General features: G+C 37.7%; 20 protein-coding genes, 8 tRNA genes, 1 rRNA gene and 1 pseudogene. 1 reads left to right on the top strand and 29 read right to left on the bottom strand.

Annotated features, from left to right (window positions below):
- The 23 genes and pseudogenes from DF281_RS03640 to acpS all read right to left on the bottom strand — a co-directional run.
- Positions 1 to 72: ribosomal RNA gene (locus DF281_RS03640) — 16S ribosomal RNA — on the bottom strand; the annotation flags it as partial.
- Between the two features lie 115 nt (positions 73 to 187).
- A tRNA-Gly gene (locus tag DF281_RS03635) sits at positions 188 to 261 on the bottom strand.
- A gap of 28 nt (positions 262 to 289) precedes the next feature.
- A tRNA-Arg gene (locus DF281_RS03630) sits at positions 290 to 366 on the bottom strand.
- A 41-nt stretch (positions 367 to 407) separates the two neighbouring features.
- Positions 408 to 493: transfer RNA gene (locus DF281_RS03625), tRNA-Leu, on the bottom strand.
- Between the two features lie 69 nt (positions 494 to 562).
- A tRNA-Lys gene (locus DF281_RS03620) sits at positions 563 to 638 on the bottom strand.
- 14 nt (positions 639 to 652) lie between these two features.
- Positions 653 to 727: transfer RNA gene (locus DF281_RS03615), tRNA-Gln, on the bottom strand.
- Positions 728 to 745: 18 nt separating this feature from the next.
- Positions 746 to 822 (bottom strand) — tRNA-Asp (locus tag DF281_RS03610).
- Between the two features lie 9 nt (positions 823 to 831).
- A tRNA-Glu gene (locus DF281_RS03605) sits at positions 832 to 906 on the bottom strand.
- 1 nt (position 907) lies between these two features.
- Positions 908 to 984 (bottom strand) — tRNA-Asn (locus DF281_RS03600).
- A 95-nt stretch (positions 985 to 1,079) separates the two neighbouring features.
- On the bottom strand, positions 1,080 to 1,514 hold the full coding sequence (locus DF281_RS03595; RefSeq protein ID WP_109348873.1) for a SprT family protein: 435 nt from the start codon (positions 1,512 to 1,514) through the stop codon (positions 1,080 to 1,082).
- A gap of 58 nt (positions 1,515 to 1,572) precedes the next feature.
- Positions 1,573 to 3,723, bottom strand: coding sequence for a Tex family protein (locus tag DF281_RS03590; RefSeq protein ID WP_109348872.1), 2,151 nt, complete (start codon positions 3,721 to 3,723; stop codon positions 1,573 to 1,575).
- Positions 3,724 to 3,780: 57 nt separating this feature from the next.
- Positions 3,781 to 4,380 (bottom strand): SpoIIE family protein phosphatase, encoded by a 600-nt coding sequence (locus tag DF281_RS03585; protein WP_166636059.1) that lies wholly within the window; start codon positions 4,378 to 4,380, stop codon positions 3,781 to 3,783.
- A gap of 1 nt (position 4,381) precedes the next feature.
- Entirely contained in the window at positions 4,382 to 5,161 is a 780-nt protein-coding gene (sigB, locus tag DF281_RS03580) for an RNA polymerase sigma factor SigB (protein ID WP_109348870.1), read from the bottom strand.
- Positions 5,139 to 5,612 (bottom strand): anti-sigma B factor RsbW, encoded by a 474-nt coding sequence (gene rsbW / locus DF281_RS03575; RefSeq protein ID WP_109348869.1) that lies wholly within the window; start codon positions 5,610 to 5,612, stop codon positions 5,139 to 5,141. Before rsbW ends, sigB begins: the two co-directional genes overlap by 23 nt.
- On the bottom strand, positions 5,599 to 5,940 hold the full coding sequence (locus tag DF281_RS03570; RefSeq protein WP_109348868.1) for an STAS domain-containing protein: 342 nt from the start codon (positions 5,938 to 5,940) through the stop codon (positions 5,599 to 5,601). Before DF281_RS03570 ends, rsbW begins: the two co-directional genes overlap by 14 nt.
- A 78-nt stretch (positions 5,941 to 6,018) precedes the next feature.
- Positions 6,019 to 7,035 (bottom strand): PP2C family protein-serine/threonine phosphatase, encoded by a 1,017-nt coding sequence (locus DF281_RS03565; protein ID WP_109348867.1) that lies wholly within the window; start codon positions 7,033 to 7,035, stop codon positions 6,019 to 6,021.
- A 14-nt stretch (positions 7,036 to 7,049) separates the two neighbouring features.
- Positions 7,050 to 7,447, bottom strand: a pseudogene (locus DF281_RS03560) (anti-sigma regulatory factor).
- Positions 7,448 to 7,451: 4 nt separating this feature from the next.
- A complete protein-coding gene (locus DF281_RS03555; protein WP_109348866.1) occupies positions 7,452 to 7,814 on the bottom strand; it encodes an STAS domain-containing protein in 363 nt (120 codons plus the stop codon).
- Positions 7,811 to 8,623, bottom strand: coding sequence for an STAS domain-containing protein (locus DF281_RS03550; protein WP_240605504.1), 813 nt, complete (start codon positions 8,621 to 8,623; stop codon positions 7,811 to 7,813). The genes DF281_RS03555 and DF281_RS03550 overlap by 4 nt, the downstream gene beginning before the upstream one ends.
- A 263-nt stretch (positions 8,624 to 8,886) precedes the next feature.
- A complete protein-coding gene (locus DF281_RS03545; protein ID WP_109348865.1) occupies positions 8,887 to 9,237 on the bottom strand; it encodes a type II toxin-antitoxin system PemK/MazF family toxin in 351 nt (116 codons plus the stop codon).
- A gap of 4 nt (positions 9,238 to 9,241) precedes the next feature.
- Positions 9,242 to 9,523: a transcriptional regulator gene (locus DF281_RS14940; RefSeq protein WP_269471720.1), complete on the bottom strand. Its 282-nt coding sequence runs from the start codon at positions 9,521 to 9,523 to the stop codon at positions 9,242 to 9,244.
- 166 nt (positions 9,524 to 9,689) lie between these two features.
- The gene (gene alr, locus DF281_RS03535) at positions 9,690 to 10,814 is read right to left on the bottom strand and encodes an alanine racemase (protein WP_109348864.1); all 1,125 of its coding nucleotides are present in this window, start codon (positions 10,812 to 10,814) and stop codon (positions 9,690 to 9,692) included.
- A gap of 131 nt (positions 10,815 to 10,945) precedes the next feature.
- Positions 10,946 to 11,311, bottom strand: a complete 366-nt coding sequence (gene acpS, locus DF281_RS03530) for a holo-ACP synthase (RefSeq protein ID WP_109348881.1) — start codon at positions 11,309 to 11,311, stop codon at positions 10,946 to 10,948.
- A 69-nt stretch (positions 11,312 to 11,380) separates the two neighbouring features.
- Here acpS and DF281_RS03525 point away from each other — a divergent pair, with 69 nt between their 5' ends.
- A complete protein-coding gene (locus tag DF281_RS03525) occupies positions 11,381 to 11,995 on the top strand; it encodes a rhomboid family intramembrane serine protease (protein WP_109348863.1) in 615 nt (204 codons plus the stop codon).
- A 38-nt stretch (positions 11,996 to 12,033) separates the two neighbouring features.
- On the opposite strand, the gene DF281_RS03520 is transcribed toward DF281_RS03525, so the two are convergent.
- From DF281_RS03520 to DF281_RS03495, 6 genes are all read right to left on the bottom strand, one after another.
- The gene (locus DF281_RS03520) at positions 12,034 to 13,515 is read right to left on the bottom strand and encodes a PH domain-containing protein (protein ID WP_109348862.1); all 1,482 of its coding nucleotides are present in this window, start codon (positions 13,513 to 13,515) and stop codon (positions 12,034 to 12,036) included.
- On the bottom strand, positions 13,508 to 13,987 hold the full coding sequence (locus DF281_RS03515; protein ID WP_109348861.1) for a PH domain-containing protein: 480 nt from the start codon (positions 13,985 to 13,987) through the stop codon (positions 13,508 to 13,510). Before DF281_RS03515 ends, DF281_RS03520 begins: the two co-directional genes overlap by 8 nt.
- 153 nt (positions 13,988 to 14,140) lie before the next feature.
- Positions 14,141 to 15,760: a degradosome RNA helicase CshA gene (gene cshA, locus DF281_RS03510; protein WP_109348860.1), complete on the bottom strand. Its 1,620-nt coding sequence runs from the start codon at positions 15,758 to 15,760 to the stop codon at positions 14,141 to 14,143.
- A 299-nt stretch (positions 15,761 to 16,059) separates the two neighbouring features.
- Positions 16,060 to 16,788, bottom strand: coding sequence for an alpha/beta hydrolase (locus tag DF281_RS03505; protein WP_109348859.1), 729 nt, complete (start codon positions 16,786 to 16,788; stop codon positions 16,060 to 16,062).
- 87 nt (positions 16,789 to 16,875) lie between these two features.
- Entirely contained in the window at positions 16,876 to 18,243 is a 1,368-nt protein-coding gene (locus DF281_RS03500; protein ID WP_109348858.1) for a UDP-N-acetylmuramoyl-tripeptide--D-alanyl-D-alanine ligase, read from the bottom strand.
- 14 nt (positions 18,244 to 18,257) lie between these two features.
- Positions 18,258 to 19,319 carry a D-alanine--D-alanine ligase gene (locus DF281_RS03495; protein ID WP_109348857.1) on the bottom strand — a complete coding sequence of 354 codons (1,062 nt, stop codon included), beginning with the start codon at positions 19,317 to 19,319 and terminating at the stop codon, positions 18,258 to 18,260.
- Between the last annotated feature and the right edge of the window lie 23 nt (positions 19,320 to 19,342).

The raw sequence follows: 19,342 nt of genomic DNA, 5'->3' as shown, positions 1-19,342 counted from the left end.
ATCTCGCTCGACTTGCATGTATTAGGCACGCCGCCAGCGTTCGTCCTGAGCCAGGATCAAACTCTCCATAAAAAGTGTTTGAAAGCTCATTTGCTTTGCTAGCGTTATCTATGATAACAATTGCTTACCACTAAGTGATAAGACTTTATTGTGATTAACTTCTTGCTTGTTTAGTTTTCAAGGTTCATGGAGCGGGTGAGGAGAATCGAACTCCCGACAACAGCTTGGAAGGCTGTGGTTTTACCACTAAACTACACCCGCATGGTGTATATAACATATGAAAGAAATATGGTGCGCCCAGCAGAAGTCGAATCCACAACCTTCTGATCCGTAGTCAGACGCTCTATCCAATTGAGCTATGGGCGCGTATTATAATAGTTACATAATGTTTTGTTTAAAAGTGTTCTTGGTGCGGTCGAGAGGACTTGAACCTCCACCGAGTAATCTCGACTAGGCCCTCAACCTAGCGCGTCTGCCATTCCGCCACGGCCGCATCTCTTAACGAATGCTTTACTATCATAACATTCAGCCAGTTGTTTGTCAACAACTTTTTTAAAAGAAATGGTGAGTCATGCAGGATTCGAACCTGCGACCCTCTGATTAAAAGTCAGATGCTCTACCAACTGAGCTAATGACTCGTGGGAAATAAAAATGGCTGGGATACCTGGATTCGAACCAGGGCGTGACGGAATCAAAATCCGTTGCCTTACCGCTTGGCTATATCCCAAAAGTATTAAATTTAAAATGGCGGTCCGGACGGGACTCGAACCCGCGACCTCCTGCGTGACAGGCAGGCATTCTAACCAGCTGAACTACCGGACCGTATAAAAATGGTGACCCCTACGGGATTCGAACCCGTGTTACCGCCGTGAAAGGGCGGTGTCTTAACCGCTTGACCAAGGGGCCATGGCTCCGTTGGCAGGACTCGAACCTGCGACCCTCTGATTAACAGTCAGATGCTGCTACCAACTGAGCTACAACGGAATAACCTGATTGCCTTCAAAGTGTTTATCACCTTGTCGACTTCTATTATTATAGAGAGGTATTTGTAAAAGGTCAACTGTTTTTCTAAAAAAACTTTATTCTTTTTTCAATATACGTCCTGAACACTTGCTACAACAGTATTTACGCGTGTTTATCTTTCTTTTCCTTCTATATTGTAATCCACATTTCGTACATTCATAGAGATAATACTTTACTGGTAAAGTATTACAATGCCTCGGCGAGTCTGTTTTCAATAACAATTCCTTAAAATCTCGATCACCATGCTTATATCCTTTTCCTTCTATATGTAAGTGGTAATGACATAATTCATGTTTAATAATCCCTTCAAGCTCATCCATACCAAATTCATCAAAGTATTTTCGATTCACTTCTATATAATGATTATTTAATACATACCTTCCACCAGTCGTTCTTAAACGTGAATTAAAAAGAGCAGTATGTAAAAAGGGTTTCTGGAAATGCTTAATCGATACATCTTTCACTAAAGCCGTCAGTTGCTCATCTGTCATATGACTCATCTCCTCAAAAAAATAGAACTACAGTTATTATACTGTAGTTCCATTCTCATTACTGTGGTGGAAGCATCGTTAAAGATACTCTTCCTTTTTTCGCATCAATGTCATCTACCCATACCGTTACGATATCACCAAGCGCAACGACATCTAATGGATGTTTCACAAAACCTTTTTTAAGTTTTGAAATATGGACTAAACCATCTTGTTTTACACCGATATCAACAAACGCTCCGAAATCGACAACATTCCGAACAGTCCCTTGTAGCTCCATCCCCGCTTTTAAATCTTCCATTTTCAAGACATCTTGTTTTAAAAGTGGTTGCGGGAATGCATCACGTGGATCTCGAGAAGGTTTCATCAGCATCTCGATGACATCTTTGATCGTAATTTCACCCACTTCAAATTCCTTCGCTAATTGAACAATATCTAATTGTTTAATCGCTTCTTCCGCTTCGGTAGTACCAATCTTCTTCACTGTTAAACCAGCTTTATCTAAAATCCCTTTTGCAAGAGCATAACTTTCAGGGTGAATTCCTGTTCCATCTAATGGGTTTTTCGCATCTAATACACGTAAGAATCCAATCGCTTGCTCATAAGTCTTCGCGCCAAGTCGTGGAATTTTCTTCAATTGTGTACGAGCTGTAAACTTCCCATTCTCTCCACGAACCGTCACAATGTTCTCCGCTACTGTTTTCGAAAGTCCAGAAACATGTTGCAATAAAGAAGACGAAGCTGTGTTTACATCGACACCAACTTGGTTTACTGCTGTTTCAACAATGAAATCAAGTGAGTCCACTAATTTCTTCTGCGAAACATCATGTTGGTATTGACCGACTCCAACTGCTTTCGGTTCGATTTTCACTAACTCTGCAAGTGGATCTTGTAAACGACGTGCAATCGATACCGCACTTCTCTGCTCAACTTGAAGATTCGGGAACTCATCACGTGCAACTTCGGATGCTGAGTAAACACTCGCCCCCGCTTCATTGACGATTACATAAGCAGCTTGACTGTCTAATTCACGTAAAATATCTGCCACGAAAGCTTCTGATTCACGCGATGCTGTACCATTACCAATCGCAATAATATCAATTGGATACTTTTTCAACAGCTCAATGAAAGTCTTTTTCGCATCTGATTTTTTAGAATTTGGTGGATGTGGGTAAATGACCGATATTTCAAGCATTTTACCTGTATCGTCAACTACAGCTAGCTTACATCCAGTTCTGTATGCCGGATCCAATCCTAAAACATACTTTTCCTTCATTGGTGGTTGTAATAATAAGTTACGTAAGTTTTCCGAGAAAATGTGAATCGCTTGGTTCTCCGCTTTCTCCGTCAACTCCGTGCGAATTTCTCTTTCTATAGAAGGTTCTAATAATCGCTTGTAACTATCGACAATCGTTTCTTCAATTTGAGCTGTAGATTGGTTTTTATGATTCTTCATCCATTTTCTACGCATCACTTGATGAATTTGCTCAATTGCTGACTGAATGCTTACTTTAAGTACGCCTTCTTTTTCACCGCGATTAATCGCTAATGTTCTATGTGGCACGACCTTTGCAATTGGTTCACTGTAATCATAATACATTTCATATACAGCTTTTTCATCTTTCTCTTGTTCTTTCACGGAAGTTAGCATAATTCCTTCACGCCAAGTTACTTTACGAATTTGTTCTCGGATTGCTGCATCATCTGCAAATCTCTCCGCTAAAATATCACGCGCTCCTTGTAAAGCTTCTTCTATAGAAGATACTTCGTCCGTCAAATATTTTGCCGCTTCCGTATCAAGCGAAGCATTCGTCTGTTCTAACACGAATTCTGCTAAAGGCTCAAGCCCTTTTGCTTTAGCTGTAGTAGCACGCGTTTTTCTTTTCTGCTTATATGGTCTGTATAGATCTTCAACTTTTTTCAAAATCGTTGCTTTACGAATAGACGCTTCCAATTCCGGCGTCAATTTCTCTTGTTCTGCAATTAAGCGAATGACCTCTTCTTTTCGCTGCTCCAGTTGTTGAATATAATGATGACGATCTTCAATCCCTTTAATTTGAACCTCATCTAAAGAACCTGTCATTTCTTTACGGTATCGCGCAATGAAAGGTACTGTATTCCCTTCCTCAAGCAATGAAATAACTTGATTCACTTGATGCGGTTTAATTTGTAGCTCAGTTGCGATTAATTTATTTAAGATTTCGGTTTCCATGTAGATCCCTCCAATACTTCTAGTTTAGCAAAAACAATTAAAAAAAGCCTATTCTAGTTAGAATAGGCGACCTGCAATAAAACTTGCATCATCATTTTGAATATGGACTACTTCAGAATGCATTCTCTGTAGTTTTATAAACTCTTCCTCATCCAAAAGACTTCGAGGATTACCTAGTTGGATACCATCCGTATGTAATAGGAAAAAATCACCTTCCTGATACTCCATCGCTTGCACTGTGAAAGTCTGATCCATTCCTGATAAATACCCTGTCTTCTGTCTCGGATAAATCACCTTTTCTTGAATCGGATTAAAAACATAACAAGAAATATTTCCAATACTCGTATACTCTATAACCTTTTGTTCGAAACGAATTTTAATGATCGCCGCGACCGCACCACGTTTGCCCTTCATTTGCAGATTACTTTGATAAAGGATATCCGCAATATTTCCAACTTTCTCATGAGATAGTTCATTAACGACAACAGTCGCCGAGGCATTCGCCCCAGCTCCGCTGCCTAAACCATCTGCAATTGCCGCAATACAACAGTCTTCCGTCAAAATAACATTGACTAAATCTCCGCTAATCTCGGCATTATTTTTCGCTTGCACCATAGTAGTGTAATGAATAAAGTTATTCCTACCTTCCATTCCCATACTAGACACCCCCAGAGGCAATGATTGCTTGCTGAAGTTTTTTGATTGCCTTCCTCTGCAGTCTGGAAACATGCATTTGAGAAATACCTAATTTCTCGCCTGCTTCTTTTTGACTTAATTGTTCAAGATAAGTTAATTGGATGATTTGCTTCTCTCTATCAGAAAGAACGCTCATTGCATCTGCAACAATCATCCGTTTATTCGTCTTCTCGTACTCTTCATCTTCACGACCGACAACATCAAATAGCGTTACAGTACTACCATCGGAATCCGATTCAATTGAATGGTCCATCGATAATGCTTGATAACTTCTACTCATCTCCATCGCTTCTAATACTTCTTCTTCCGAAACCTCTAATCTTTCCGCAACTTCAGAAACCAAAGGAGATCTTTGAAGTTCAATCGTTAACAGTTCTACTGTCGCTTTAATTCTCGGACCTAGTTCTTTTATTCTACGCGGGACATGAACATCCCATGTTTTATCGCGTAAAAATCGTTTGATTTCTCCGACAATCGTCGGTACTGCGAAAGCTTCAAAACTCCGACCGAAATCAGGATCAAACCGTCGAATAGCACCTAATAAACCAAGCATTCCTACTTGCGCTATATCATCATGGTAAGAACGACCATTCGAATACTTTCTCGCAATGGACTCCACTAAGTATTGATAATGTAATACTAAATTTGTTTGTGCATCGTCATCTTCTGTATCTTGATACTTTTGGATCCATTCTAATACTTGTTCCTTAGAGGCAGATTTAGAAGGTGTCCGTTTCCACATACTCCTTCACCTGCTCTCGTGCAACATATTTTGTCATGAAAACTGTAACACCGTTGTCATTTAAAACTTTGACCTCATCCATTAAGCTTTCGATTAAAAATAGGCCGAGGCCGCCTTCACGGATGAACTCTGCATTTGTATTCTCGTCATAGGGGCCAACTTTTTTCGAAATATGTTCGAAGTCAAAGCTCTTTCCGTAATCAGCAATCATAATTTCAATCTTATCTTCATAAATTGCACACCCAACTACGACTTCTCCCTTTTCTCCTTCTTCAGGATAGGCATGTTGGATGGCGTTCGTAATAGCTTCGCTGGAAGCGATTTTAATATCTTCAATCTCATCATAGGAAAAACCGATGCGATTAGCCAAACCAGAAATCGCTAATCTAGCTACACCTACATACTGAGTTTTAGAAGGGATTCTCATTTCAAAATAATCAAATTCTCTCATGATCGCCAACAGCTCCTTCTTTCTCTATATGGATAACACCACTAAGCCCTGTTATATCAAACAGTCTTTGCAGTCGTTGCGATAAGTGAGTTAATTTTAATTTAGCTCCCTTAGCTGTGATATTTTTATAAAATGCTACAATAACACCTAAACCAGTACTATCCATGTAACTAACACCTTCAAGATTTAACTCAACTAGCATACCCTTCTTCAGTTCAACTTCTAAAAGTTGATCACGTAAATCTGGAGCTGTAAAAGCATCTACTTCACCATTTACTTTTCCCATAACCTTATTTTCTTTTTCGTTGATTTCTAATTTACAATCCATAGTTTAGCACCCCAATTTTTAATTACAGTCTATTAATCTTAAATACCTTTTTTTCGAAGTTCATAAACATCTACTTCACTAATCTTCTTTTTTTAATATGACAAAGGTTAAATCATCAGCCATTTTATTAAAATTAGATAGCATTTCAATTTCTTGATGAATAGATTCTGCGAGTTGTTGCGGCTCTTGGTCTTTGTATTTATAAATCAAATCAATTAATTCTGCCTTCTCAATGAAACGATCATCCACACGGCATTCTGTTACACCATCTGTCATGATAATCACCATATCTCCTGTTTCAAGATTAATATTTTTTTCAAGATTGTGGACATCTGGAAGAACCCCCAATAATAAACCCTCAGATTCAAGCTCAATAAAAGATTGTGTCTTTTCTTTAAAAACCAATGCAGGTTCATGGCCTGCCGAAGCATATGTGAAAATAGATTGTGTAAGATCATATCTACCATAGAACATTGAGATAAACATATTGTCATCAACTGTTTTCTCAACAATTCGATTTAAGACATCAAGCGCATAAGATGGACTAATACTCGGTTGACCTAATGTGTCCAAACCATTTTTAACCATAGACATGCATAAAGCAGCAGGTATGCCTTTACCTACTACATCTGCCACTCCTATACCAACAAATCGCTTACCGTCCCCTTGAAAGTAAACATAGTCGCCATTCATTTTTCGAGCAGGGATCGAAACACTACCTAAGGATAGCCCTTCAATTTCAGGTATAGTTGTTTTTAGCATTGTCTTTTGCACATTGGCAGCAAGTTCTAGCTCATGATCCATCTCCTCTTGTTTTTTCAGCAAATTCTTTTGTTTTCCTAAGGCAAGGCCATACTGAATCATAAACTCCGTTAAAAAATCGAGTGCATTCCTCATGTCCTCAGTAAAATTATCGCTACCTGAATAGATTTCTTCTAAGGACTCCTTGTGAATACTAATAACTTCTTCAGGGGTTATATTCTTTTGTACAAGTTTTCGACTGAAATTCTGACCCAAATAAAGGTTTCGCTCTGTTTGATATTTTAAATATTGCCCTAACAAAGACATATACTGGTTTTTAATTTCCTTGGACATTTGTATTCACTTCCTCATCTGAGCCACTTAATAATACTAACTTCTGTTCCCTCTCCAGCCCACGTCTGGATATCGAACTCATCCATAAGCCTTCTCACACCAGGCAATCCTGCTCCTAACCCTTGTGAAGTCGAGTAACCATCTTGTATTACTAAACGAATATCTTTAATTCCCGGCCCTTTATCTTTAGCGATAATTTTAATCCCTTTTTTATCATCTACTTCTAAGATTTCAATTGATATATGACCTGTCTCTGCATACAAATAAATATTTCTAGCTAATTCACTTATTGCTGTAGTGATACGTGCTTGGTCCACTGCACCAAACCCAATTTTTTTGCCTCATTCCTACCTGACTGTCTAGCTTCAACAATATCCCACTCAGTTAGTATTTCTACTGATGAACGCTCCATATCACTACGCCCCCAATTCCTGTTGGAGTTTTTCGAGGCCACTTTCTAAGTCCAGTGCTGTTATAACATCCGACAAATAAATGCCTAGTTCTACTAAAGTAATCGCTATACTTGGCTGAATTCCTGTAATGGCCACTTTAGCCCCCATTAAAGCTGTCATACGGATTATATCGCCTAGAATTCTGGCAATGAATGAATCAATAAATTCAATCGATGTTAAATCTATGACTACCCCTCTAGCATTTACTTCACTTAATTTTTTTAAAAGATCGGTTTGGAATTGTATAGCGGTCGGATCATCTAACTCCCATTGAATGGATACGATTAGACAATCTTTTAATTTTAAAATTGGAATATTCGGATTCACTGTTCATTCACCTCACCAATTGTTCTATTTGTTAATTGTAACGCTTTTTGCACACCCTCTTGTAATGTCCCCAAAGTTGATACACTTGATAAATCAATTCCCAAAGTAACAAGTGTTTGAGCAATTTCTGGTCGTATTCCAACCAACATACTTTTCCCACCAACAATATGAACTGCACTAACCACTTGTATGAGATGATGCGCAACTACAGTATCCACAACAGGTACGCCTGTAATATCTATTAGGACAATTTTAGATTTATTTTTCACTACTGCATTTAAAACATTTTCCATGATCTGCTTCGCTCGCTCTGTATCTATTGTCCCAATAATCGGCACAACAATAACATGATCAAAGATCGGCATGATCGGTGTCGATAACTCTCTTAATGCTAATTTCTGCAAGCTAATAATTTTTTCATATCGCTCTTCATACAAATCAACAACCTTCGTATAAATCAGCTTCTTCACTCTTCTAATTGATTGTAAAATCGTCACCAATTCTTCTGGTGTCTTACTTCTCTTTTCTAGTAAAACATCATATGTACTTGACTCAAATGATTCTAAAAGAGGTATGAATTTTCGAATTGGTTTTTCTACTTCACTAATTTCTTTAACGAGTAAGTCAAGATCTTCGTGTTTTAAATAAGACTGAATCATTTTGATTGCTTTCGATATTGTTCGTTCAGTCAACTCTGCACGTAAGCTGTCTATAAATAGTTCTGGCATCTCCACTTGCAGCTGTGATCGCCATCGGTTTTCAATATCATCTAAATATTCACCTAAAAATTGAATGATTTCTGTTTTCAACCAATAACCCTCCCGACTGTTTCTACTAATAATTGTATATTAATTCTTGTCTTAAATCACTTTATTGCTTTCAAATTAAAGTAATAAATAGGCCTTATTTCAAAAATGGATATTTTTTACTAACAACAGTAATCAAATCTACCTATTCTTTTTCCCCATCTTCATAAAAATAAACCATTAATTTGCATCGTTTAGACAGTTTTCAAAAAGAAAAAAACCTGCTATATCAAATTGATATAACAGGTAAAATCTATGTATGCTAATTAAAACTTGACTAGCCCTAAACTGATTTGCAAAGCTTCTTCAACTTTTTCCATCAAAGGTGCATCCAATTGTGTAATTTTATCAGTAAGTCTAGACTTATCAATCGTCCTTAACTGCTCTAATAAAATAACTGAGTCTCTTTCAAAACCGTACTTTTTCGCGTTAATTTCTACATGAGTTGGTAACTTCGCTTTTTGAATTTGCGCTGTTATTGCTGCGATAATTACAGTGGGGCTAAAGCGGTTCCCAATATCGTTTTGGATTACCAAAACTGGTCGAGTACCACCTTGTTCTGAACCCACCACTGGTGATAAATCAGCAAAAAAAACGTCTCCACGTTTTACGTTCAAATTTTCATCCTCCGCAGACGAGGCGCTCCACCATATGTTCAGCTTCATATTCTAAATGCAAACATTCACTGCATATTGATAAGTTAATTTGAGACATCTCTTCGTATCCCTTAACCATAGCATCTCGCATATCATTTTTTTGTTTAATTTCCACTACTTTTTTTGTAGGAATATATAATGTTTCTTCGGTTTGAGAGCCGAATTCTTTATAAGCTTCTTCGATATTTTCTGAAATAAAACTAGATGACACTTGTAGAATTGCTTCTTTGACGTTGTTTTGCACCACAGCTAGCACCTCCAAAAAGTTCCCGTTATTTTCTTTCGATTTCTCTCTTTAAGACTTATCTTAACATTAGAGAAATATAAAAGAAAGTAGTTTTAAACGAGTCCAGACATAAACAATATCTATTTTCTGAAAGTTATCGCGAGTTGACACATACTAAATTATGGAATTAATCTTTATAAACCCTTGTGATTCTTGAGCTTAGCATACATGATATTTCATAGACAATCGTCTGTAATCGGTCCGCCCACTCTTGCATTGGAATACAATTATTATTTTGTTTTCCGATAAGCACAACCTTTTCACCGACTGCCATCTCTCTAGGAAGTTGGACCATCGTTTGATCCATGCAAATACGTCCGATGATTTTTACACGCTCTCCTTGCACTAAAACTTCTTGGCCCTCAAGTCCTCTAAGTAGACCATCCGCATAGCCTATCGGCAAAGTACCAACCCAAGTTTCGTCTGTAGCCGCTTCGAACTTCGCACCATAGCCAACATGTTCACCTTTATGGATTTTCTTCACATGAACTAATTCTGATTCAAGCGTTAACGCTGGATTTAACTCAAATGGTAATTGTGTTTCTACAAATTCTGAAGGTGATAATCCATACATTGAAATACCAAACCTCACGGCATCAAATTCAACTCGATCTTTCACAAGTGAAGCTGCCGTATTGGCCGCATGAACTAATCGAGGTTTTTCATCTAAAGAACTCACTAGTTGTATGAATTTGCTCTTTTGAATTTCGTAGTATTCTGAAGTTTCTTCATCCGCTGTGGCGAAATGCGTAAAGATACCATCCAATTCAAAAATTGGCGATTGGACAATTACTTTTTGCAATGCGATGAGTTCAGCTTCTTCTCTCACTCCGATTCTTCCCATTCCACTATCTATTTTCATATGGACTTTTACCTTTGAATCTAAATGCCCATAATCGCGACTTGCTTGTACAATCCATTGTGCAGAGAAAACAGTTAGCGTAATATTATTTTGAGAAGCAAATGGAATAAAATCTTGTGGCACTGCTCCAAGTATTAGCAGTGGTACTTCTTTTATCGCTGTTCTTATATGTAATGCTTCTTCAGGTGTTGCAACAGCTAACATTGTAGCACCGGCTCGAAATGCTGCTTCTGATACTTGAACATCACCATGTCCATATGCATTTGCTTTTACGACAGCAATAATCTCAGCATCTGTTTTTAAATATTTCTTCAAATTCGAAACGTTTTGTTGAATCGCTTGTAAATCAATTGTTGCGATTGTTGGTCTGAAATAAGCTTTTTCATTCATTGTTATTACCTCTTCTTTTTATTTCTCTCAGTATAATCCTCAAAAGTTGTGAGGTAAATAATCGAGTAGTTCATTTCACGCTATTTCAATCGCGACGTTACTTATTTACCCCTGTCATTCATCTTTCAACCCTATTTTGAAAAATTCTCCATAATGATGACTTGTGCAGCCGCATATTCTTTTGAATGCGTAATGCTGACGAAATCACCCGTCTTCTCACCTTTAAAATATAATTCTGGTTTACCTACAGCATTCGGTAATATTTCAATATCATGTAGTTTACAAGCCCTACCTAATCCCGTGCCATTTGCCTTAGCGTATGCTTCCTTTGCAGAAAAACGCCCTGCTAAGAACTCGAGTTGTCTACGTGTTTTTAATTGTTTAAAAATCGCCAATTCACGGGCTGTCAAAATGCGCTCTTTAAACTTGTCGCTCATATCATTTGCCCTTTGAATTCGCATAATTTCTACAATATCCAAACCGATCCCTTTAATCATCATTCCATCTCCCTTCTCAGCACTTACAGTTCCATGTATACTATTAATATTACACGATGAGGTGACTAAATGTTTAATAGAACAGAAACTTTAAAACAGTATATTGGTTTATACCCTGTAATTTCCATTTTGATTGGTATAAATCTAATTGTCTTCATTCTTGGTTTATTCCCATCAATGCAACTTCAAATAATGTATTATGGTGTAGCCAACAATTATATGATCTCGCAAGGGGAATATTGGCGATTATTTTCAGCAATTTTCTTACATGCTGGTTTTCTACATTTGTTGTTTAATATGTTTGGCCTTTACGTTTTCGGTCCTGAACTCGAAAGAATTGCAGGTAAATTGCGTTTCTTCACAATCTACCTTCTGTCAGGCATTCTAGCAAACGTTGCTACATATGTTATTCAACCTTTAGATTACTCATCAGTTGGTGCAAGTGGTGCAATCTTCGGTATTTTCGGTGCTTACTTAGCATTAGTATATTATACTAGAAAAACAATGCCACAGTTTAAACAACTCATTTTACCACTGGTCGGAATTTCGGTAATGATGACTTTTGTACAACCGAACATTAATGTAACTGCACACTTAGTCGGCTTATTAATCGGATTTTTACTTGGGATGTACCAATTCCATCCGAAACGATTAGCGCGTTGGACTAAACTTAGAAACAAGTAACAAAAAGGGAGTCGCTTATTCATTTGCGACTCCTTTTCCTATGCATTCGGTTTGTACCACTCCAACATTTTCTCTTGCTCCTCTTTCGCAAAGTGCTTCGTTTTAGCTGTAAACCCAGTCATACCTGACATGATATTTACTTTATTCGTAGCGATGTCTTTACGTTCCGCGAAGAAACTTTGCTTCATCGTCATCGCCTGAATTCTATTTTTTGAAATAATAACTGTCGATTTACTAATGAAACGATACACAATTGTTAATTGTAGATCCGTCATCGCAAATCCAGCAGTTTTGTATTGCCAAAACTTCATGATCATCCAGATTGGTACAATAATTAAAGAAAATAATCCATATGGATAGAAGAAATAACTTACTGCTGCGATTGGAATTACTAAGAAATAGATTGGCAGCATCAAATATCTAAAGAGTGACTTCCTTGGAACTTTCACAAATTTATCTTCCACAATATATTGAGGGAATAAAGTTTGTAATATTTTCACCGCTTCTTTTTTCTTAATGAAAGGAAGTAGCACAACTGTATCTTCCTTCTCATCCCCTGTACCACCAGCACTATCAACAACTACTCGACAATAGCCAAATATTTGTCTAATCGGATTTTCTACAATTCGAATCCCTTGAATTCTATACAATGGCATCGTCAAACTTTTCTTCTCTAACAATCCTTTAGAAATAAAGATTTTGTCGTCTAATTCTTCAATTTTGAAGTTATAGTTCACAATATAAGCAAGCGCTACCGCAACAATCCATGCGAAAAGTATTAATAGAAGCACAATTGCAATTATAAATACGACACCGAATTTAATGATATTTTGCATTTCACCATAGATTTGTTCATATGGAATTAGGTCATTAAACTGTGAACCAATCGCAAATACAGAAGCGAATAATAATCCCATACTACTTGAAGTAGATGCTAAAAGTATTAACTCCTTGTTCGTCATTTTATAAATACTTTTTTTTGCTGGTACTTTCTCAATGGTTACTTCTTCTGAATCTTCATCATCTGAGTGAATAACCTTATTTTTCGCCTTATTCATTTCGATTTCAATTTGCTCTGCTTGTCCTCGCGTAATCGCCGTCAATTCACCTTCCGATGAACCAGAACTATCCCCAGCTGTTTCGATTTCTACACGCACAAGTTTGAATATTCTATGAAAAATACTTTCTTTATAATTCAATGTTTGGATTCGCTCAAATGGAATATAACGTTTCTTTTTTACAAAAAGGCCATATTCAATTCGCAACTCACCATCTTCAAACCAATAGACAAATTTACGCCATTTTATCCACGAAAATACCGCAAATAGGATTACCAAAAGCGCCATGATTCCTGTATAAATGAGCGTTTTGACGAAGAATTTCTCATTTGGATCAAAAGTTAAACTCGAAAATGTACTGACTAATAATACTGCTGCTGGAATGACAAAGCCTTTTATTTGGCTAACAAAGTTGATGATTAAAGTAATTGGATGTAATCTCGTCACTTTTTGCTCAGACATCTTCTTCAGCCACCCTTGCTAATTTCGAAATACGCATTCTCAACTCATCTGCTTCTTCCGCTTTTAGCGCTGGTATTGTATGTCGTGTAGCCGCAGTTGAAATATTCATCTCCGAAAGATTATATTTTTTCAAAATCGGCCCTTGAATCGTATCGACATGTTGTACTCGAATCATCGGTACGAGCGTTCTTTCTACAATAAATAAACCTGATTGAATTTCAATCTCCTGCTCACGTACTTCGTAACGCCATCGACTCCAGCGGATTTTTGGAAATACGACAATCCCTAAAATTGCACTTACAACCCAAAGTGCTAATAGCGCATATTGAATCCAGCTATACCAATCAAAATAATATGTACAAACAAAAACGCCAGCAGTAATAATCAATGTAATAAATGATGTAATCATAGCGTGAATTCGCCAAACTGTTAAACCTTTTGGATCGATTTTATTCTTTAGTTCTATACTCATATCTTTCTCCTTTCCCCTCCATTAAATTATACGTTTGAATAATAGAAATGTTCCATACATTTAATATCTTCCCATTTCTTTACGTAATAATCTACTTTTACATAATAAAAAAACCTGTGCGGGAATTCCCACACAGGTTTTGAAGTTTTAAGATTAGTCTTCAGTTGAACGACGACGACGTTCGCCACTTGGACGACGACGTGATTCGCTTGAGCGTCCGCCTTCACGACGTTCGCCACTTGGACGACGTGATTCGCTTGAACGGCTTCCTTCGCGACGTTCTCCGCCACGTTCTCCGCCACCGCTACGACGAGAATCGCCTGAGCGACCTCCACCACTTGAACGACGTTCGCCACCGCGACCTCCGCGAGAATCGCCTGAACGACCGCCACGAGAACCGCCGCCACCGCCTCCGCGGCCGCCACGAGAACCGCCACCTTTACCGTGACGCATTGGTAATGGACGTTCTTCAGAGATTTTGATTGGTGAATCATCTGGTTCGTTTGTTAATGATTTAAGAGCTGCAGCAACTAAGTCAACTGCACTATTGTTAGCCAATAACTCTTCAGCCATTTCACGGTAACCACTAGCGTTGTTTTTAGCAACTAGTTCTTGTAATTGCTCAACAGCTACTTTTCTTTGTCCAACAAGAGCTTCATCAGCTGTTGGTGGCTCTAAAGGAGTCATACGTTTTTTAGTAGTTTCTTCTACGATACGTAAGTAACCCATTTCACGTGGCGTTACAAAAGTAATCGCCTTACCTGATCTACCAGCACGACCAGTACGACCGATACGGTGAACGTATGATTCTGGATCTTGTGGAATATCGAAGTTGTAAACGTGAGTAACGCCTGAGATATCTAAACCACGAGCTGCTACGTCTGTTGCTACTAATACTTCAATTTTATTTTCTTTAAATTGACGTAATACAGAAAGACGTTTCGCTTGTGATAAATCACCGTGAATACCTTCTGCATTGTAACCGCGAATACCTAGAGCTTGTGATAATTCGTCTACGCGACGCTTAGTACGACCGAATATGATTGCTAATTCTGGTTGTTGAACATTTAAAAGACGAGCAAGGATGTCGAATTTTTCGCGTTCTTGAGCTTTAACAAAGTATTGATCAATGTTATCAACTGTTAATTCTTTAGCTTTAATTTTAACGCTTTCCGGCTCAGTCATGAATGTATCAGCAATTTTACGAATAGCTGGTGGCATTGTAGCAGAGAATAAAAGTGTTTGGCGTTCAGATGGTACATTTTCAAGGATTGAATTGATATCCTCAATGAACCCCATGTTTAACATTTCATCTGCTTCATCTAATACTAGCGTATGAACGTTTTCTAATTTAAGTGTACGGCGTTTGATATGGTCAAGAATACGACCTGGAGTACCAACGATGATTTGTGGTTTGTTTTTTAGCGCGCGAATTTGGCGGCTAATGTCTTGTCCACCGTATACAGAAAGGATACGAGAACGTTTACCGTAACCAATTTTGTTGAATTCTTCTGCACATTGGATTGCAAGCTCACGTGTTGGAGCAATTACTAATGCTTGGATATTAGGATCTTTTGGATCAATTTTTTCGATTAGAGGAACACCGAATGCTACTGTCTTACCAGTACCAGTTTGTGCTTGACCAATAATATCATGGCCTTCTAATGCTAATGGAATTGTACCTTCTTGGATTGGTGTTGCTGATTCAAACCCCATTTTTTCTAGGGATTTTAATGTTGATTCGCTGATATTTAGTTCTGAAAAATTTGTCAACTTCTCATTCTCCTTTTTCGTGTATGAATTTGACAAATGGTTACATCTTCAAATGAAATAGGCAAATCGAGCCTCATGTTAGGAAATATCCTTAACTATTATATCTCTGTAAAATTCAGAGTAACTTTAGATAAAATAAAGCCCGGTCTTTACCGAGCGGTTCAATTCTATTCAATTAACGGTGTATAGAATCGACCGTAATGTTCAAAAAAAAGTACTCTCCCTTTTTTATGGAGAGTCTTCACATAAAATGTATCCATTGCTTTCAATATTCTAACATGACATAGCCTCGTATGCAATCAATTACAATCAGGCATAATATTCTGATTTTTGTTTTCTTTAAAGATAAAGTCGTAAACTTGTTCAAACCACTTGGTTCGGTCGTCACTAAAACAAATATGATGATGACCATTTTTCGAAAAATATTTTATTTTTTCGGTTGAACCGAGATGATCAAATAGATAATCTGCTGTTTCTTTTGGGACAAGTCCATCCTGTTCCCCTTGTACGATCATGACAGGCTGCGAAATTTCTGACAGATAAGGCGTCACTTGATGAACGACTTCTGTAAAACTCTTTATAGCCATTGGATTCATATTTTTAGCTTGATAAAAACAATGTTGCAACCATCTATTTTGTTCATCTGTTAAATTTTTTCGATTCATCAACAATTCTTTTGCCACTAGATAAAGTTGTTTAGGGTCAATATATTTCACGGCCGCACTTAATAGAACTAATCGCTTCACTGGATATCTCAATGCAAGATATAATGCGAGAACCCCTCCCATTGAAAAACCAACTACTACAACTTGGTCTACTTTCGAAGCCAACGTTCGATAAGCGTTCTCCACATCACGAAACCAATGTGTTGCCCGCACACCATGCAACTTCAATTCCACTCCATGACCAGATAGTGTCGGAATCGAACAAATAATTTTTTCATTTCTTTCGGCTATAAAATCCGCAAGCGGTTGTACCTCTACAGTATTCCCGGTAAACCCATGAATAAACAAAATCCCAGTCTTCATCGACACACACTCCTTATAATCTCTAATTCCCGATTTGCATAAAAAAATGCGTAATCCATTCCTAAAAATAGATTACGCATACTTTAATTATTGAAACTCATTTAAAACTGTTTCTAAAGCCATTCCTCGAGATCCCTTTAATAAAATTAAAGTTTCTTCAGTCGCTTTTTCATTGATCAATTTAATGATTGGTGTGTAATCCGATTCAGCCCAAACTACAGATGCCTGTGGTTGCTGCTTCTGAATTGCTTCACTTAACACTTTCATTCTAGGCCCAAATAAACAAAGTTGCTTGATTTCATTAAAATCAATCGCCTCGATTAAGTCTTCGTGATATTTCATTTCTAAGTCGCCAAGTTCCAGCATATCCCCAAGAACGACCCATTTATCTTGACGTAATTCAGTTGTAGCAACAAAGTCCAATGCTGCGCGAACAGAAGTAGGTGCTGCATTATAAGCGTCATTGATAAATAATACGCCATTCGTTCCATTCACTAATTGCATACGCATATTCGTCAATGATACTGTTCGCAACGCTTCAACTGTTTGCTCTTTTGATAGTCCAATTGCTTGCGCTAAACCAATTGCAGCTAACGTATTTTTCACTTGATGGCTACCGAGAACTTGAATTTCAAAGTCGCCCTCTACTAAACCGTTAGAAACGAATTTACTACCTGTTTCATTCGATTCGATTTTCGTAGCATACAATTCATTCGTGTTCGCAAAGCCAAATGACACTGTTTTTAAATCAGCTTCTTTACGCACTAAATCTTGAAGTAACGGTTCGTCGCCATCAAAGAATAGCTCGCCATTACTTTGTAAACCTTGAATAATTTCGAATTTCGCTTTTGCGATACCCGCTCTTGATCCAAGTGCTTCCATATGCGCTTCGCCGATATTTGTAATGATGACATAATGTGGTTTAGCCAATTTAGTTAAAAATTCAATTTGCCCAAAACCGTCCATTCCCATTTCCAAAATCGCAAATTCTGTATCTTCATCTAATGACAGAATTGTTAATGGCATACCTAATTGGTTGTTGAAATTACCTTCTGTTTTTTGCACTTTATAGTATGGCGACAACATGCCCGCTACTAAATCCTTCGTCGAAGTTTTGCCATTTGAACCTGTAATCCCGACAAAAGTAGCCTGATGTTCTGCGCGATAGCTTGATGCTAATTGCTGTAACGCTTCTTCCGCATCATCAACGAATATAACAGGGACATCTGAAGGTGGATTCGGCTCATCTTTTTGCCAAAGAGTCGCAGAAGCTCCAGCTTCGAATGCTTGAGCAACGTATTTATGCCCATTTACTGCTTCGCCTTTAAAAGGGATAAATAAATCGCCCTTTTGTAATGTTCGCGTGTTAATTGAAACGCCAGTTACTTCTATATTATTTGCGAATGATTGATTACTTCCTAACCATTCTGCTACTTGTTGAATTGACTTTTTCATCGCTCATTGCCACCTTATTGGAAGTGAAGTTGTTGTTTTTCTTCGTAACGTTCGATTGCTAGTTGGATTAGTTCTTCAATTAATTCTGGGTATGGCAGTCCTGTATTTTTCCATAGAATTGGGTACATACTTACCGGTGTGAAGCCTGGTAAAGTATTCACTTCATTGATTAATACTTCATCGTCAGCTGTTACGAAGAAGTCTGCACGAACTAGACCGCTGCCATCTAATACTTTAAATGCGCGAATCGCCATATCTGTCATTTCTTTCGCAACGACATCTGAGATTGGAGCCGGGATTAGCAATTGTGTATTATCATCTTTATATTTCGAATCATAATCATAGAAGTCAGTAAGTGGTTTAATCTCACCAGCTACAGAAACTTTCGGCTCGTCATTACCAAGCACTGCCATCTCGATTTCACGACCTACTACACCTGTTTCAACGATTACTTTACGATCATATTTGAAGGCGATTTGAATCGCTTCAACTAGTTCAGCTTGATTTGAAGCTTTACTAACACCAACACTTGAACCAAGGTTCGCTGGTTTAACAAACATTGGGTACGTTAAATTTTCTTCCATTTCTTCAATTAATGCTTGTTGATTTTTTTGCCATTCTTTACGGATGAAGTAAGAATAAGCAACTTGCTTCAGTCCAGCAATTTCGAATAATTGCTTCATGACAACTTTATCCATACCAGCCGAAGAAGCTAATACGCCACAGCCTACGTAAGGAATATTTAATACTTCAAGTAAACCTTGAACAGTTCCATCTTCACCGTATGTACCGTGTAATAGTGGGAAAATGACATCGAAAGGCTTCGCTTGTTGTTCTGCTAAGAAACTTGAAATATCATGTGCTTGATCTTTTCCTTCTAATTGAAGTTGTTCAATCGATTGTGCAGGTTCTGTTAATTCAGCCCCTTTAATCCATTCACCTTTTCTCGTAATGAAAAGTGGAATAATTTCGTATTGTGCATAATCAAGTGCTTGCGTTACAGCTTTTGCAGTTGCTAAAGAAACTTCATGCTCCGCTGATTGACCTCCATATAATAAACCTAATTTTTTCTTCATTTTAAATTCCTCCATTTTTCATT

The sequence above is a fragment of the Kurthia zopfii genome (assembly GCF_003143955.1).
Taxonomy (GTDB): domain Bacteria; phylum Bacillota; class Bacilli; order Bacillales_A; family Planococcaceae; genus Kurthia; species Kurthia zopfii.
Note: the sequence above shows the minus strand (reverse complement) of the source record. Positions and strands in the feature narration are given on the sequence as shown.

Bases quoted from the DNA above. Each gene is read 5' to 3' on its own strand.
- DF281_RS03595 (WP_109348873.1), bottom strand. From the start codon at position 1,514: ATGACAGATGAGCAACTGACGGCTTTAGTGAAAGATGTATCGATTAAG.
- rsbW (WP_109348869.1), bottom strand. From the start codon at position 5,612: ATGAGAGAATTTGATTATTTTGAAATGAGAATCCCTTCTAAAACTCAG.
- acpS (WP_109348881.1), bottom strand. From the start codon at position 11,311: ATGATTAAAGGGATCGGTTTGGATATTGTAGAAATTATGCGAATTCAA.
- DF281_RS03520 (WP_109348862.1), bottom strand. From the start codon at position 13,515: ATGTCTGAGCAAAAAGTGACGAGATTACATCCAATTACTTTAATCATC.
- DF281_RS03565 (WP_109348867.1), bottom strand. From the start codon at position 7,035: ATGTCCAAGGAAATTAAAAACCAGTATATGTCTTTGTTAGGGCAATAT.
- DF281_RS03495 (WP_109348857.1), bottom strand. From the start codon at position 19,319: ATGAAGAAAAAATTAGGTTTATTATATGGAGGTCAATCAGCGGAGCAT.
- DF281_RS03585 (WP_166636059.1), bottom strand. From the start codon at position 4,380: ATGGGAATGGAAGGTAGGAATAACTTTATTCATTACACTACTATGGTG.
- alr (WP_109348864.1), bottom strand. From the start codon at position 10,814: ATGAATGAAAAAGCTTATTTCAGACCAACAATCGCAACAATTGATTTA.
- DF281_RS03570 (WP_109348868.1), bottom strand. From the start codon at position 5,940: ATGGATTGTAAATTAGAAATCAACGAAAAAGAAAATAAGGTTATGGGA.
- DF281_RS03590 (WP_109348872.1), bottom strand. From the start codon at position 3,723: ATGGAAACCGAAATCTTAAATAAATTAATCGCAACTGAGCTACAAATT.
- DF281_RS03515 (WP_109348861.1), bottom strand. From the start codon at position 13,987: ATGAGTATAGAACTAAAGAATAAAATCGATCCAAAAGGTTTAACAGTT.
- DF281_RS03525 (WP_109348863.1), top strand. From the start codon at position 11,381: ATGTTTAATAGAACAGAAACTTTAAAACAGTATATTGGTTTATACCCT.
- DF281_RS03500 (WP_109348858.1), bottom strand. From the start codon at position 18,243: ATGAAAAAGTCAATTCAACAAGTAGCAGAATGGTTAGGAAGTAATCAA.
- sigB (WP_109348870.1), bottom strand. From the start codon at position 5,161: ATGTGGAAACGGACACCTTCTAAATCTGCCTCTAAGGAACAAGTATTA.
- DF281_RS03505 (WP_109348859.1), bottom strand. From the start codon at position 16,788: ATGAAGACTGGGATTTTGTTTATTCATGGGTTTACCGGGAATACTGTA.